Source organism: Cronobacter condimenti 1330, assembly GCF_001277255.1.
In the GTDB taxonomy this organism is placed as follows: Bacteria; Pseudomonadota; Gammaproteobacteria; order Enterobacterales; family Enterobacteriaceae; genus Cronobacter; species Cronobacter condimenti.
The window spans coordinates 894144-909920 of record NZ_CP012264.1 but is presented as its reverse complement, the minus strand read 5'-3'; the positions used below and the strand labels follow the sequence as shown (position 1 = coordinate 909920).

Genomic DNA, 15777 nt, shown 5'->3' with positions numbered 1-15777 from the left:
GCCCTCGTTTGAGGGCCTTTTTCTTATCCGTTGTCATTACGGATTATCACAATCTTTGCCGGGCTTGAACGCCACGTTACGGTCTGTCACCAGCTGCTTTTGCACGGTGCCATTAGTGGGGCTTACCGTCATGCTGAAATGCGCTTCCACCACCAGCAGCACCGGTTTCTGACCCGTTCCGCGCGCGGCGAGATAATCGCGCTCAAGCGCCGCATGGTTCGCCACGCCGGCCTGACGCTTTGTCGCGCAGTCAGTAAAAGTCGCGGTGTCTGCGTCATCTTGATACATCCCGGTCATCGTCATCGGCGTTTCCGGCAGCGGATCGTTGCCCGGCTCCAGACGATAATTGAGCGAAGAGGTAATGGCATTCCCTTCACGATCCAGCATCTCCAGCGCCTCGCCGCGAGCGCGGAAATACTGTTTTTCTCCGTCACTGTCAGTCAGCACCAGTTTATCGGCGGTGCGCGCCCAGGTCCCGTAAGAGGCAAACACCGTCCGCCCTTTCGCGCCCTGATAATGTTGATTCATCACCCACGTGCCGTCTTTTTCTAAAAACAACGCGGTGTCGATGCCTTCACAGTCAGCGCAGGGCAACACACCCCTCCAGCTCTGTTGCATCGGTTTCAGCTCTGACGCGCTGGCAGGCGCCAGGGCCGGGACTTCCGCCCGGTTGTTACAGCCAAACAGCGAAAACAGGCTTAATGCCGCCGCTGCGCAAAAAATGCGTTTTTTCACCGTATTTCCTTATCGTTCGTGTTTTTTTAATCCGGCATACCGCGCACTTTTCCCCGCAGGGCTTTGGTCGCGGATTTATGGGTCTTCGCCTCCAGGCGGCGCACTTTCGAGGCGCGCGTAGGGCGAGTCTCCTTTCGACGCTTTTGCGTGGCGGTAAGTTCCCTTACCAGCATGATAAGACGCGCCAGCGCCGCCTCACGGTTCATCTCCTGACTGCGGTACTCCTGCGCTTTGATGACCACCACGCCTTCGGCGGTAATGAGATGATGACTCGCTGCCAGCAGGCGCGTTTTCCACTCCTCCGGCAGGCTGGAGGCGTGAATATCAAAGCGCAAATGGATAGCCGTCGAGCTTTTATTCACATGCTGCCCGCCCGCCCCCTGTGCCCGGATAGCGCTAAAGGTGACTTCCTCGTCCCCCACCGCCACGCTTCGCGAAAAAGTGATCATGCTGTCGCTTGCCAGACTTCAGGGTGAAGTTCCAGGTTTTGCGCGGTATCGGAAAGCCAGATAACGCCTTCCTGCAATGTCGCCTGCAACGTCATCGTTCTCTGGGTCAGCGCGCTCAACTGTGCGAGCTGTTCATCGGTGATATACCAGATGGTCAGGTTTTTGTACTGCTTAAGCTTCTCCTGATTTTGCTGCCACCAGACCTGCGCCGCGCGATCGTTATAGGCAAACAGCGCAACCTGCTGCGACTGGCTCACCGCTTTTTTAAGGCGACGTTCTTCCGGCAGACCGAGCTCTATCCAGAGATCGATGCCGAGGTGATCGTTACGCAGCCAGATTTCCGGCTCGTCATCGGCGCACAGGCCTCGGGTGAATTGCAACCGCTCGTCGGCATACATCATCCAGGCCAGCAAACGCAGCATCATTCGCTCCTGCGTTTCTGAGGGATGGCGCGCCAGCGTCAGGTTAATGTCGAGAAATTGCTGCCGGTCGAGATCGGCCACATTGACCGCCGCTTTATAAATGGTTGCTTTTAACGCCATAGGGCCCCCTGAAAAGTTGGGGGGTATTGTAGCCCAAACCGCGCCGCCTGGCTGCCGATTCAAGCGCAACGCGGCACACGCATGCGAGCCTGCGCTATGGCCCTGATGACTATGGTATAGTCACCTTGCTAAACAGAGTTTAACTACGTAGGCTTAGACTTGCATCCCGCGGTGAAGTCTGTCGTCAGGCTCTGACAGGAGGGCATGTGGATAAATATTGTGAATTAATACGACAGCGCTATTCGCAGATAGCCAGCGGCGAACTGGGATACATCCCCGACGCGCTGGGCTGCGTATTAAAGGTTCTGAATGAGGTGGCCTCTGACGGAGCCCTTTCAGAGTCGGTCAGGGAACAGGCGGCGTATGCTGCCGCGAACTTACTGGTGAGCGATTATGTCAATGAATGATGCCTATCAACCCATCAACTGCGATGACTATGACAACCTCGAACTCGCCTGCCAGCATCATTTATTACTGACGCTGGAACTCAAAAACGGCGAGGTCATTAAGGCCAAAGCGCAGGATTTGGTTTCACGCAAAAACGTCGAATATTTAGTTGCCGATGAAGCCGGAGCAGTACGCGAATTGCGTCTCGATAAAATTGCCAGCTTCAGCCATCCACAAATCGGCACCGTCGTCGTCAGCGAATCCTGACACGTGTCCCACGCTTACGGGCAGCCCTGAGGCTGCCCTTTTTTATGGCTTCTGCCCGGCGTAGTACGCGGCCAGGTTTGCGATATCCTCATCAGACAGCCCGCTCACATAAGCCTTCATGATTTCCGCCTGTCCGCCGCTGCGTTCGCCTTTTTTATACGCCTGCAACGCATGCTCAAGATACGCCTCGTTTTGCCCCGCGAGATTGGGGTAAACAGGCGCACTGGCTTTCCCGGTCGCGCCATGACAGGCAACGCACATGACCGCTTTTTCTTCGCCTGCCGCCGCGTCACCTTTGGCCTGCGCCGTCAGGCTCACTGCCAGCAGACCCGCCAGCATAATGCCAGATTTACTCATCGTTACTCTCCTTATGCCAGGCAAGCTTCCAGCCCGGTTCATGCAGCGCTTCGCCTTCCCGGGTAATAAACAGGCCAGGGGCGCAAATAGGTTGCTCATCATAAAACAGAATCGGCGTCGTCTCGCGCTGCCATGGCGGCACCTGAAGCTCCTGCCAGAGTTTTTTTAGCGTGCGCCCGCGGTCACGACCGACAATATAAAGCGTACCCGGCGCGCTGAACCGGACGGAAAGTGTCTCTTCAGGCCTCGGGGGGCGCACGGTATCGCCATTTTGGCCAAATGCCAGTGTGCCGAGCGCCTCGGGTAAGGGACGGGCCTCGCGGGCATCAGGCCAGGCCAGGATGGTCTGTCGTTGTCCGCGTCGTGCCCTGACCCACCACAGGCGCCCCTGATAACGTCGTACTTCATAATCGCCTGCTTTGAGGCGCGGGCAGGCATCCTCCCGACTTTGCGCGACTTCATCCCAGATGCGCTGAAGCGTGGCGCGAGCAGGCATCGGCGCATTAAGCGTGGCCAGCCAGCGACGCAGCAGCGCGGCGCGCTTAAGCGCGCTCATGGTTTCAAGCGGTGCGATAGCAAGCGTTTTACCTTCAATCAGCGCGGCAAGCTCCTGGGCGAGCAGTTCATCCAGCAGTTGCTCCTGCTCGCCGCAAAGCTGCGCACTGCGCGCCGCGGCCTGAGTGAAATGGGGCCAGCGCGCTTCCAGCGCAGGCAAAATATGCAGGCGCAGAAAGTTACGATCGTAGCGATCGTCCTGGTTGCTCTCATCGTCGATCCAGACAAGCTGATGCTGCTTTGCCCAGGTTTCAAGTTGCGCGCGCGGCGTCGCAAGCAGCGGGCGCAGAATAACGCTTCCGGCGAACGGCAGTTCCGCAGGCATCGCTGCAAGCCCCGCCGGACCGCTGCCGCGCTTAAGCGCCAACAGCAGGGTTTCACACTGATCGTCAAGATGCTGCGCCGTCACCAGCGCCTCGTCTGGCATCAGCGCCGCCGCAAACGCCCGATAACGCGCCTTACGCGCCTGTGCCTCAATCCCTAATCCTTCCTGAGCCAGCTCCACATAAGTTAGCGTAAATGGTACTTGCCAGCGGTGACATAACGCCTGGCAGTGCGCCGCCCAACGGTCAGCGTTCGGGCTGAGGCCGTGATGAACGTGAATGGCGCGCAGGCGTAACGCCGGGCACGCTTCACGCAGCCGCACCAGTTGATGGAGCAACACCGTCGAATCGAGCCCGCCGCTATAAGCCACCAGCAGCTGGCGTCGGCCCCGCAGGGCACAGAGCAGAGAAGTATCCATTGCGTCGAAAGAAAGAGGAGCCATTGCCGGGCAACTTACCGGGCAATGGCGCCGGGAGCAAGCGTTACTGCTGGTAGAGCTCCAGCGGAAGGCCGTCCGGATCGGTGAAGAAGGTAAAGCGTTTACCGGTTAGCGGATCGACACGCACGGCCTCGCACGTTACGCCGCGGCTTTCCAGAAACGCAACGGCCTGATCCACATCGTCAACGCTGAATGCCAGATGGCGTAAACCACAGGCTTCCGGGCGGCTTGGACGCGCGGGCGGAAACGGGAACGAGAACAGCTCAATCACGTACTGGCCGTTCAGCGCCAGGTCGCCCTTCCAGGAATCGCGCGCCTCGCGATAGACCTCCGATTGCAGGGTGAAGCCCAGCGTGTCGCAATAGAACGCTTTGCTGCGGTGATAATCCGTCGCGATGATGGCGATATGGTGAATCTGTTTTAAACCCAGCATAATCCCTCCTTATGATTGTCTGGCACGTTACTGAGCCTGATGCGGCAAAACAAGGGGTTACGCGCTTTTTAGGACACGTACCCTATAGACGCCATCTTCACCGCACTTTGCCCCGTGGATATCGGTTTCAAAGCCCGGATAGTGTCTGCCGATGGAGCAGAGCATCAGCAGGAAATCGAGCACCGCACGCGATTCCTCAGTAATCATCTCGCCAGGCATGACCAGCGGCACGCCGGGCGGATACGGCAGGATCATATTGGCAGAGACGCGTCCGATGAGTTTTTCTATCTCTATCGTCTCTACGTTCCCCTTCACCTGTTGCTGATACATCTCATGCGGTGTCATCTTCATTTCCGGTAAGACATCAAAGGCGCGCAGCATCAGATCCGGCAGATCGTGCTGCTGAATCAATTTGTGGATCCCCTGCGCCAGCTCCTGCACTCGCATGTTGCGGTAGAAGTCTGGATCTTCGGCCCAGAGATCGGGCAGCATGTTTTTTACTCGAAGGTTAAGATCATAGGCGCGCTTAAACTCCGTCAGCCCGCGTAGCAGCCCCATCGCTCGGGTTTTGTCGATCCCGATGCTAAAAAGAAAGAGCAAGTTATAAGGCCCGGTTTTTTCCACCACCACGCCGCGCTCATCAAGGAATTTCGCCACCAGCGCGGCTGGAATGCCCTCTTTCTCCATATTGCCCTGCGCATCCATGCCAGGGGTGAGGATCGTGACCTTAACCGGATCGAGATACATATGATCGGCGTCGGCATGGGTAAAGCCGTGCCAGTCGTCGCCCGGCGTGATAGGCCAACAATCAGCGTCGTCGATCTCCTCCGGTTGCCAGATATCGAAAAACCAGCTGTCGCTCTCTTCACGAAGCCGCTGCACCTCTTTGCGAAAATGCAACGCCCGCTCCACTGAACGGTTGATGAGGCGACGACCCGGATTGCCGCGCAACATCGCCGCCGCCGTTTCAATCGACGCGACCAGCGGATAACTCGGCGAGGTCGTGGTGTGCATCATATAGGCTTCGTTAAACGTCTCTTCGTCGTAATCGCCTTTGATATGAATGAGCGACGCCTGCGACAGCGCCGCCAGCATTTTGTGGGTCGACTGGGTTTCAAAGAAGACTTTGCCGGGCACCCGCTCGCCGCTCATGCCGCTTTTGCCTTTGTAGATAGGGTGAAAATGGGTATAAGGCACCCAGGCGGAATCAAAGTGAATCGATGGAACATCAAGCGTTTGCTTGATCCAGTTAGTGTTATACAGCAGGCCGTCATAGGTGGAGTTGGTAATAACCGCATGCACAGGCCAACTGGCATCTGGCGTCTGGGCCACTTTTTGGGCGATAGCGTCGCGGGTAAATTCCCGTTTCGGAATGCCGCCCAGGATCCCCAGCGCGTTGCGCGTGGGCTTGAGCCACAGCGGCACGATATCGCTCATCATCAATAAATGCGTCAGCGATTTATGGCAGTTACGGTCAATCAACACGGTGCTGCCCGCATGCGCGGCGTACATCCCGATAATCTTGTTCGATGTGGAGGTACCGTTGGTGACCATATAGCTCTGCTCCGCACCGAACGTGCGGGCGATGTACTCTTCCGCCTCCAGATGCGGGCCGGTGTGGTCAAGCAGCGAGCCCAGCTCTGTCACCGAGATGGAGACATCGGCCTTGAGCGTATTGCCGCCGAAAAAATCGTAAAACAGGCACCCGACCGGGCTTTTCTGATACGCCGTCCCGCCCATATGGCCAGGTGTGCAGAACGTGTATTTGCCTTCTTTCACATAGGTAAAGAGGGCTTTAGTGAACGGCGGCGTGATGTTGTCGAGATATTCCTGCGTGTACTGGCGTATACGCGTCGCGATATCGTCAGCAATACCGAGCGAATATTCGAAAAACCAGAGCGCCATGCGCATGTCGTTAGCGCTGACATCCAGTGTGGAGTGGGTATTGATGAAGGCGTACAGCGGCAGGTATTCATTAAGCTGATTGATCTCACAGCATAAATCGAGGCTGTACTCGTCCCAGTCAAAAATAACGCCGCAAATGCGCGGATTGTGCTCGATAAACTTAAGCAGGTCGTTGCTGTTTTTCGGCCAAATCAGCTGAAAGCCCTGCTGCTGGAGCGCCGCCTGCAACTCCTTCATCGGCTCGTCTTTATAAAAAACGCCGTGCGGCCCCATGATGGCGATGATATTCACTGCTTACCCCCTGGCAAAAAAAACCGTCTGGTAAGCATAGTTGAAGGAACAACGCCAGCGGCTCGCTGGCGTTGGGGATGCGTAACGGGGCGTTACAGCGCGTTCCAGGCGTCCTGCCAGCTGATGCCTGCACCTGGCTCATAATACGTCGGCGCTACGCTGCACCAGCCGCCCGCTGGAAACGGCTTGCACTGATAGAGCGCGCCCTGGTTGAGCACAATATCGCCAGGCTTCCAGCTTTTACCGGCAGACCACGATGGGTAGCTCCCCGGGCCGGCGTCCGGCGTTTTCGCCCTCGCTCTGACGTTGAGCACGTAGCTTGTGGTGTCGCTCAGCTTACCGTCATCGACTTTCAGGCTTATCGTGTATTGCGCGTCACTGGCGCTTTCCGGCGCGTTGAAAGTGACGACGCGCTGGTCTTTACCACTGAGCGTCTGCCCGTTTTGTGCCGTCCAGGTGTAGGTCAGCGCATCGCCGTTAGCATCGCTGGAACTGCTCGCACTCAGGGACACGTTGCTCCCGGCATCGACCGCGCCGACCGGACCGCTGATGCGCGCCACCGGCGCGACATTCCCGGTGGCCGGCTCTGGCACTGGGGCAGGCTCTGGCGTAGTGCCCATTGATGATGTTCACGTTAAAGTGGTTCTTCACGCATTTCGCATAATCACCGTCCTTGAATGCGCTGAAGGGCGTCTGGTAACCCACCAACTGGCACGCGTAAGCCTGACCGTCTGGCGTGGTGCGGCTCCAGCTCCAGTCCATTTCCCAGTAAATCGGCAGCGCGCCTGCGCCCCCCGCATCGAATTGCTTCATCTTTTTACAACCGAGCACTTCGTCTGCCGCGACAGGCACCTTCAGATAATTAGCAAATGCTTTGTAATACGCGATACGGTTCAGCGACTGGGCGTTTTCCGCCTCGCCGCCGCACTCCACCCCACCGTTGATTATCTGGATAGTCACGCCGAAACCGGGCACCAGCCCGCTCTCTTTATCATGCTCGTTCGGCACCCAGGTGCCATCAATCACATGCAGCATCCCCGGTTTTGGCGGCTGCGGATAGACGAAGAAAAATATCGCGCTGGCGAGGTTAAGCCAGGTGTCGGCCACCCGCTCGGGATTATCGAGTAAAGGCCGGACATCGCCATACATGGCGTCAGAGAATGGCCCGTAGTTGTAGTTATAGGAAAGCTGTTTGGCGCCGCGACCGAAGTAGCTCACGTAATCGCCATCTTTATCTCTGCCGCAGGGCCAGGTCTGCCCTTGCCAGGTATCCGGGTTACATTCGCCGTTATAGCCGCCCTTCTGCCCTTCGCTCCAGCCCATTTCTCGCAGATAAACCAGCGCCTGACGCCACTCTGGCTGCTCGCGCCAGCTTTCGTGGCCGCCCGTTTCCTGGGCGAAATGCGCGAACATCGTCGCGAGCGATTTACGGCAAATGGCCTCGGCGTTGCGTCCGTCGCTGTATGCGCCGCACACCGCCGGGAATTTGCCGACCGCTTTCAGGAAATGGGTATAGGTGTATTCCGGCGCACGCAGCGGGAAAAGATAATCCCAGTCCTGGGCAGTCAGGATTTTCTCGACTCGTTTAACGTTATCGGGATTGGCGGCGCGCCCCGGTGCTATCAGTTCGACCTCGGTGTTATCTCGCGTGCGGATAGCGCTTTTGACCGACTGCATAAGCGGAAAATTCGTCAGCGCGTGCTCTTTTTGCGTAAGGTCGCGGGCGTTGAGGGTATAGGGCGTACTGCTGGTGAGTAGTGGTGCGGCGAAAACGGGCGAGCCTGCGATGAGTCCGGCTGCGCCTAACGCCGCGATAGCTGATCTTTCCATTCCGGTGTCCCCTTTGGTTGTGGTTCACCTGCGAGTGTAGAGAGAAGAAAGCGCGCGCTGCCTCACGTTAGCTCATTGCTGCAATCACATTTCATCAGCGGCAAGCCACCATAAAAAAGGGCCGCTTACGCGACCCTCATTGAGATTTTTATTTGCCGTTTATCAGGCGTAACCGTAGCTCATCAGGCGCTGATAGCGGCGGTTGAGCAGATCGTCTTTGCTCAGCACGTCGAGATCGGCGAGATCGGCCAGCAGCTGCGCTTTCAGCGACTGTGCCATCACTTCCGGGTTGCGGTGCGCGCCACCCAAAGGCTCAGGGATCACGCTGTCGATAAGCTTCAGTTCTTTCAGGCGCGGGGCAATAATGCCCATCGCTTCTGCGGCAAGCGGCGCTTTGTCGGCGCTTTTCCACAGAATGGATGCACAGCCTTCCGGCGAAATAACGGAATAAGTGCTGTACTGCAGCATGTTCACTTTATCGCCAACGCCGATTGCCAGCGCGCCGCCAGAACCGCCTTCGCCAATAACGGTGCAGATAACCGGCACTTTCAGGCGAGACATTTCACGAAGGTTGCGGGCAATCGCTTCGGATTGACCGCGCTCTTCCGCGCCCACGCCCGGATAGGCGCCCGGTGTGTCGATAAAGGTCATGATCGGCATATTGAAACGCTCGGCCATTTCCATCAGGCGCAACGCCTTACGGTAACCTTCCGGCGCCGGCATCCCGAAGTTGCGGCGAATTTTCTCTTTAGTTTCGCGCCCTTTCTGGTGACCGATGATCATCACCGGACGACCATCCAGACGCGCGATGCCGCCTACGATCGCTTTGTCGTCAGCATAGGCGCGATCGCCTGCCAGTTCGTCAAACTCCTCAAAGGCCAGGCGGACATAATCCAGGGTATAGGGGCGCTGCGGATGCCGCGCCAGCTGGGCAATCTGCCAGGCTCCCAGATCGGCGAAAATTTTACGGGTCAGCTCTACGCTCTTTTCGCGCAGGCGGTGCACCTCTTCGTCGATGTTAATATCCAGTTTCTCATCCTGACGGCTAACCGCAGTCAGGGAATCGATTTTCGCTTCCAGCTCTGCAATCGGCTGTTCAAAATCAAGGAAATTCAGACTCATAGTATTCCTGTATTAGTCAAACTCCAGTTCCACCTGCTCCGAACCTGGCAGGCCACGCGGGTTGAGGTCCAGCGATTCAGGTTCCCGGAACCTGATGCAATGCATCAGTCAAACTCCAGTTCCACCTGCTCCGAACCAATCAGGCCACGCAGATCGTTGAGTAAACGATCGTTCGGAGAGACACGCCACGTCGCACCAAAGCGCAACCGGGCGCGTGCATCCGCCCTCTGATAGTAGAGATGTACTGGAATGGTTCCCGAACGGTGGGGTTCCAGAGACTGACGGAGTCGGTTTAAAAGCTGGTCATCAATTTGCCTGTCCGTCAGCGAGATAGCAAGCCCGCGCGCATACTTTTCGCGGGCTTCGTCAATGTCCATGACTTCGCGGGCGGTCATTTTAAGGCCCCCGCTGAAGTCATCAAAGCTGACCTGTCCGCTGACGATAAGGATTCGGTCTTTTTCCAGCAGATGCTGGTATTTTTCCAGAGCATCAGTGAACAACATCACTTCAAGACGCCCGGAACGGTCATCCAGCGTACAGATGCCGATACGATTGCCGCGCTTGGTGACCATAACCCGCGCGGAAATTATCAGCCCCGCCGCCGTGGTCAATTTGCCACGTTCGGTAGGGTGCATATCTTTGAGACGCATGCCGCCGACATAGCGATCTATCTCTTTCAGGTATTGATTAATGGGGTGGCCGGTCAGATACAGCCCGAGCGTTTCACGCTCGCCATCCAGTACCACTTGCTCAGGCCACGGCTGGCAGTTGGCATAGGATTGCTCAACCTGCTCTGGCTCTTCGGCCAGCACGCCGAACATATCCGCCTGGCCTATCGCCTCGGCTTTCGCGTGTTGATCCGCCGCCTTCAGCGCATCGCCAAGGGAATTCATCAGGGCAGCGCGATGCGGCCCGAGACGGTCAAACGCCCCGGACATGATCAGTTTTTCCAGCACGCGGCGGTTGAGCTTTTTGGTGTCAGTACGGGCGCAAAGATCGAACAGCTCACGGAAGTAGCCATCTTTATTACGCGCTTCGATAATGGCCTCAATAGGGCCTTCGCCGACGCCTTTAATCGCGCCGATGCCATAGACTATTTCCCCATCATCGTTGACGTGGAAATGGTACAACCCGGAGTTAATATCCGGCGGCAGGATCTTAAGCCCCATGCGCCAGCATTCATCCACCAGCCCGACGACTTTATCCGTGTTGTCCATATCGGCCGTCATCACCGCCGCCATAAACTCCGCCGGATAGTGGGCCTTGAGCCACAGCGTCTGGTATGAAACCAAAGCATAGGCGGCAGAGTGCGATTTGTTAAATCCATACCCGGCGAATTTCTCTACCAGGTCAAAGATTTTCATCGCCAGCTCGCCGTCGACGCCGTTATTTTTCGCGCCGTCTTCAAAGATGGAGCGCTGCTTGGCCATCTCTTCGGGTTTCTTTTTACCCATCGCACGACGCAGCATGTCAGCGCCGCCCAGCGTATAGCCAGACAGCACCTGGGCTATCTGCATCACCTGTTCCTGATACAGGATGATACCGTAGGTCGGCTCCAGTACCGGTTTAAGGCTTTCATGCTGCCACTGAATATCCGGGTAAGAGATAGCCTCGCGCCCGTGTTTACGGTCGATAAAGTTATCCACCATGCCCGACTGCAGCGGCCCTGGGCGAAAGAGCGCCACCAGGGCTATCATGTCTTCGAAGCAGTCCGGCTGCAGACGCTTGATAAGATCTTTCATGCCGCGCGATTCAAGCTGGAAGACCGCCGTGGTTTCCGAGCGTTGCAGCATGTCGAAGCTTTTCTTGTCATCGAGCGGGATAGCCGCGATATCAATCGGCTCAAGCCCCTGCTTCGCGCGCCGGGCGTTAATCATATCCAGCGCCCAGTTGATAATGGTGAGCGTACGCAGCCCCAGGAAGTCGAACTTCACAAGCCCTGCGTATTCCACGTCGTTTTTATCGAACTGCGTGACCGGATGCTGGCCCATTTCATCGCAGTAGAGCGGAGCGAAATCGGTAATTTGGGTGGGTGCGATAACCACGCCGCCCGCATGCTTACCGGCGTTACGCGTGACGCCTTCAAGCTTACGTGCCATATCGATGAGGGCTTTGACCTCTTCATCGGCATCGTAAATTTCCTGGAGCTGCGGCTCGGCTTCAAACGCTTTGGCAAGCGTCATGCCAGGGTCTGGCGGGACCAGCTTCGAGATGCGGTCGACAAACCCGTAAGGGTGCCCCAGTACGCGGCCCACGTCACGGATAACCGCTTTCGCGGCCATGGTGCCGAAGGTAATAATCTGCGATACCGCCTCGCGACCATACATATCCGCCACATGCTCGATAACCTGGTCGCGTTTTTCCATGCAGAAGTCAACGTCGAAGTCAGGCATCGACACACGTTCCGGGTTAAGGAAGCGTTCGAAAAGCAGGTCGAATTCAAGCGGATCGAGGTCGGTAATTTTTAGCGCATACGCCACCAATGAACCTGCGCCCGAACCACGTCCAGGCCCTACCGGAATGCCGTTATCCTTCGACCACTGGATAAACTCCATCACGATGAGGAAGTAGCCCGGAAAGCCCATCTGGTTGATGACCTGAAGCTCGATATCCAGACGCTCATCGTAAGCCGGACGTTTTTGCGCGCGCTCTTGTGGGTCAGGGAACAAGAATTCAAGGCGCTCTTCCAGGCCTTCTTTTGATTTCATGACCAGGAAATCTTCCGTGGTCATATCGCCGGTCGGGAATTGCGGCAGGAAATACTCGCCCAGACGCACCGTCACGTTGCAACGGCGGGCAATCTCAACGCTGTTTTCCAGCGCCTCCGGAATATCGGAGAACAGCTCGCACATTTCATCTTCGGTACGCAAATATTGCTGCGGCGAATAGTGGCGCGGGCGTTTGGGGTCGTCCAGCGTGAAACCATCGTGAATAGCAACGCGGATTTCATGTGCGTCGAAATCACCAGGCTCGATAAAGCGTACGTCGTTCGTGGCGACGACCGGAATACCCTTTTCTTCCGCAAGCGCGACAGCCGCGTGCAGATAGCGCTCTTCGTCAGGGCGACCTGTACGAACCAGCTCAAAATAGTATCGGTCAGGGAAATGTTCCTGATAAAACGCCAGCGCCTGCTCGGCCATGACGGTATTACCACGAAGTAAACACTTACCAACATCGCCCTGTCGCCCGCCGGAGAGCAAAATCAGCCCTTCGCCCAGATCTGCCAGCCACTGCTGGTCAATCCAGGGGCCGGCGGCGCCATAACCGCGCTGATACGCACGCGAAATGAGTAACGTCAGGTTTTGGTAGCCAGTGTTATTGGCCGCCAGCACCGTAATATGTGAAAAATCGTCGCCCAGCAGTTCGCACTGCATATTGAAATCGGCACCGATAATCGGTTTTACGCCAACGCCATGCGCGCCGCCGTAAAATTTCACCAGTCCACACAGGTTGGTGAAATCAGTGATGGCAAAGGCAGGCATGCCAAGCGCGGCCGCCTTTTTTACCAGCGGCCCCGTTTTAGCCAGTCCATCTATCATGGAATAGTCACTGTGCACCCTCAGGTGCACAAAACGAGGTTCAGCCATTTCTGTTTCCGGTTAACTCTGTTTCGTCGGTTAAGAGGCAAGGCCCAGCGCGCGTTTGACCGGCGCAAAGCTACGCCGATGATGAGCCGTCGCGCCGTGCTCGGCCAGCCGCTCAAGATGAAAGGCGGTAGGATAGCCCTTATGCTGAGCGAATCCATATTGAGGAAAGGTGAGATCCAGTTCAGCCATTTCCGCGTCGCGCGTAACTTTAGCCAGTATTGACGCGGCGCTGATTTCCGCGACCCGGCTATCGCCTTTGACGACGGCCATGCTGGGCACAGGCAGAGCCGGACAGCGGTTGCCGTCCACCAGCACATATTCCGGCGTGACGGCAAGGCCCGCGACCGCGCGCTGCATCGCCAGCATCGTGGCATGAAGAATATTCAGCTCGTCGATTTCATGCGGCTCTGCGCGACCGAGACTCCAGGCGATCGCTTTCTCTTTGATCTCAGCAAACAGCGCGAGACGACGCTTTTCAGACAGTTTTTTAGAATCCGCCAGCCCGATGATAGGGTTGAGCGGATCAAGGATCACTGCAGCGGTAACCACAGCGCCGACCAGCGGACCGCGGCCCACTTCATCAACGCCCGCCACCAGATGAGTGTGCGGATAAATAAATTCCATCATTGCGCCAGTTCCAGCACCGCGTCCGCCGCCTGTTCATCGGCATTGCAGCGGATCTGCTGATGCAGTTTACGGAAAGTGTCGTGCATTTCATGGCTCTGTTTGCCGTCAGCCAGCAGCGGCAGGAGCGCGGCCGCGAGTTTCTGCGGCTCGCAGTCGTCCTGCAGTAGCTCTTTCACCAGTTCTCGTCCGGCAAGCAGGTTTGGCAGCGACACAAATTCAGTTTTTACCAGCCGTTTCGCAAGCCAGAAGGTGAAAGGCTTCATGCGATAACCTACCACCATCGGACATTTGGCCAGCATGCATTCGAGCGCGGCCGTGCCGGAAGCAAGCAACGCGGCATCGCTTGCGATCATCGCCTCGCGGGCGTGGCCATCAAGCAGATGCGCGGTCAGCTCCGGGGCGACCTCTGCTTTGATGCGCTCGAACTGTTCGCGCCGCTTTGCATTGACCAACGGCACGACGATTTCAAGATCAGGGTAATGTTCGCGAAGACGTTGCGCGGTTTTCAGGAAATCCGCACTCAGCATCTCAACTTCCGCGCTGCGGCTGCCTGGCAACAGGGCCAGACAACGGGCCTCATGCGCGATGCCCAGCACGTCTCGCGCCGCGTTTTTATCAGGGTCCAGCGGCATGGCGTCTGCCATCGTATGACCGATAAAGCGACACGGAACGCTAAATTTGTCATAAAACGCTTTTTCGAAAGGCAGAAAAGCGAGTACCAAATCAGTAGCTCTGCCTATTTTGAAAACGCGTTTCTGGCGCCAGGCCCAGACGGAGGGACTGACATAATGGATAGTACGAATGCCCTGCTGTTTCAGGTTGCCTTCAAGCGTGATATTGAAATCCGGCGCGTCGATACCGACAAAGACATCCGGCTTCAGCTCGGTGAAGCGCTGCGTGAGATCGGCGCGGATATGCAAGAGGCGGCGCAGGCGGCCCAGCACTTCCACAATTCCCATCACCGCCAGCTCTTCCATCTCATACCAGGCTTCGCAGCCTTCTGCCTGCATACGCGGACCGGCGACGCCAACAAAACGTGCGTTCGGCACGCGCGCCTTGAGCGCCCGGATGAGACCGGCACCAAGAATATCGCCGGAGGTTTCTCCGGCGACCAGGGCAATCGTAAGCGGACGGGTCATTAACGAATCAGACCACGCGTGGAACGGGCGAAGAAATCGTAGAAAGGCTGCACTTCAGGATGCTTTGCGGCGATCTCTGCGATTTCCGGCTTCACTTCGTCCAGTGTCTTACCGCTGCGGTAAAGCAGCTTGTAAGCGTTACGGATAGCGTGCAGCGCTTCTTTGCTGAAGCCGCGACGCTTGAGCCCTTCAATGTTCACGCCAAACGGTGTCGCGTGGTTGCCCTGCGCGATCACGTATGGCGGGACATCCTGCGCAACGCCGGAGCAGCCGCCGACCATCACATGCGCACCAATAATGCAGAACTGGTGCACCGCGGTCATTCCACCAATGATGGCGAAATCGTCGACAGAAACGTGTCCGGCAAGCGTAGCGTTATTGGCAAGAATGCAGCGGCTGCCTACTGTGCAGTCATGCGCGATATGCGCATTGATCATCAGCAGGTTATCGCTGCCCACCTTCGTCAGACCACCACCCTGTTCTGTGCCGCGATGAATGGTGACGCTTTCGCGAATGCGGTTGCGATCGCCAATCTCAACGCGGGTCGGTTCACCAGCATATTTTAGATCCTGGTTGACCTCGCCGATGGAGGCGAACTGGTAAATCTCGTTATCGCGGCCAATTTTAGTATGACCATTTACGACAACATGCGATTTCAGTACGGTACCTTCACCAATTTCGACATGAGGGCCGACAATACAAAACGGACCAATGTGGGCGTTAGCGCCGATAACGGCACCGTCTTCCACAATGGCGGTGGGATGAATAAAGGCGGTCTTATCAATCAC

General features: G+C 56.9%; 14 protein-coding genes and 1 pseudogene. 2 read left to right on the top strand and 13 right to left on the bottom strand.

The features are described 5' to 3' along the window. Positions 1-36: 36 nt before the first annotated feature. The 3 genes from nlpE to AFK62_RS04130 are packed head-to-tail and all read right to left on the bottom strand — an operon-like array spanning position 37 to position 1726. The gene (gene nlpE / locus AFK62_RS04140; protein WP_032984081.1) at positions 37-735 is read right to left on the bottom strand and encodes an envelope stress response activation lipoprotein NlpE; all 699 of its coding nucleotides are present in this window, start codon (positions 733-735) and stop codon (positions 37-39) included. A gap of 26 nt (positions 736-761) precedes the next feature. Next, on the bottom strand, positions 762-1184 hold the full coding sequence (gene arfB, locus AFK62_RS04135; protein WP_053531729.1) for an alternative ribosome rescue aminoacyl-tRNA hydrolase ArfB: 423 nt from the start codon (positions 1182-1184) through the stop codon (positions 762-764). Then, complete coding sequence (locus AFK62_RS04130; protein WP_007666630.1) at positions 1181-1726, bottom strand: YaeQ family protein; 546 nt, start codon at positions 1724-1726, stop codon at positions 1181-1183. Before AFK62_RS04130 ends, arfB begins: the two co-directional genes overlap by 4 nt. A gap of 206 nt (positions 1727-1932) precedes the next feature. Between AFK62_RS04130 and AFK62_RS04125 the strand changes: the two genes are divergently transcribed. Next, a complete protein-coding gene (locus tag AFK62_RS04125) occupies positions 1933-2133 on the top strand; it encodes a YaeP family protein (RefSeq protein ID WP_007666631.1) in 201 nt (66 codons plus the stop codon). Beyond that, complete coding sequence (gene rof, locus AFK62_RS04120; RefSeq protein ID WP_007666633.1) at positions 2120-2380, top strand: Rho-binding antiterminator; 261 nt, start codon at positions 2120-2122, stop codon at positions 2378-2380. Before AFK62_RS04125 ends, rof begins: the two co-directional genes overlap by 14 nt. A 42-nt stretch (positions 2381-2422) precedes the next feature. On the opposite strand, the gene AFK62_RS04115 is transcribed toward rof, so the two are convergent. The 10 genes and pseudogenes from AFK62_RS04115 to lpxA form a co-directional block, all read right to left on the bottom strand. Beyond that, positions 2423-2737: a c-type cytochrome gene (locus AFK62_RS04115; protein WP_007666634.1), complete on the bottom strand. Its 315-nt coding sequence runs from the start codon at positions 2735-2737 to the stop codon at positions 2423-2425. Next, positions 2730-4034 carry a tRNA lysidine(34) synthetase TilS gene (gene tilS, locus AFK62_RS04110; RefSeq protein ID WP_053531728.1) on the bottom strand — a complete coding sequence of 435 codons (1305 nt, stop codon included), beginning with the start codon at positions 4032-4034 and terminating at the stop codon, positions 2730-2732. Before tilS ends, AFK62_RS04115 begins: the two co-directional genes overlap by 8 nt. Before the next feature lie 64 nt (positions 4035-4098). Continuing rightward, positions 4099-4488, bottom strand: coding sequence for a VOC family protein (locus AFK62_RS04105; RefSeq protein WP_007666639.1), 390 nt, complete (start codon positions 4486-4488; stop codon positions 4099-4101). 57 nt (positions 4489-4545) lie between these two features. Beyond that, positions 4546-6684 carry a lysine decarboxylase LdcC gene (locus AFK62_RS04100; RefSeq protein ID WP_007666643.1) on the bottom strand — a complete coding sequence of 713 codons (2139 nt, stop codon included), beginning with the start codon at positions 6682-6684 and terminating at the stop codon, positions 4546-4548. Positions 6685-6776: 92 nt separating this feature from the next. Continuing rightward, positions 6777-8514: pseudogene (locus tag AFK62_RS04095) on the bottom strand (glycoside hydrolase family 19 protein). Positions 8515-8676: 162 nt separating this feature from the next. After that, positions 8677-9636, bottom strand: a complete 960-nt coding sequence (accA, locus tag AFK62_RS04090) for an acetyl-CoA carboxylase carboxyl transferase subunit alpha (protein WP_007666653.1) — start codon at positions 9634-9636, stop codon at positions 8677-8679. Between the two features lie 104 nt (positions 9637-9740). Next, a complete protein-coding gene (gene dnaE / locus AFK62_RS04085) occupies positions 9741-13223 on the bottom strand; it encodes a DNA polymerase III subunit alpha (RefSeq protein WP_007666655.1) in 3483 nt (1160 codons plus the stop codon). A gap of 30 nt (positions 13224-13253) precedes the next feature. Continuing rightward, positions 13254-13850, bottom strand: coding sequence for a ribonuclease HII (rnhB, locus tag AFK62_RS04080; RefSeq protein ID WP_007666659.1), 597 nt, complete (start codon positions 13848-13850; stop codon positions 13254-13256). After that, on the bottom strand, positions 13847-14989 hold the full coding sequence (gene lpxB / locus AFK62_RS04075; protein WP_007666662.1) for a lipid-A-disaccharide synthase: 1143 nt from the start codon (positions 14987-14989) through the stop codon (positions 13847-13849). Before lpxB ends, rnhB begins: the two co-directional genes overlap by 4 nt. After that, positions 14989-15777 carry an acyl-ACP--UDP-N-acetylglucosamine O-acyltransferase gene (gene lpxA / locus AFK62_RS04070; RefSeq protein ID WP_007666665.1) on the bottom strand — a complete coding sequence of 263 codons (789 nt, stop codon included), beginning with the start codon at positions 15775-15777 and terminating at the stop codon, positions 14989-14991. The genes lpxB and lpxA overlap by 1 nt, the downstream gene beginning before the upstream one ends.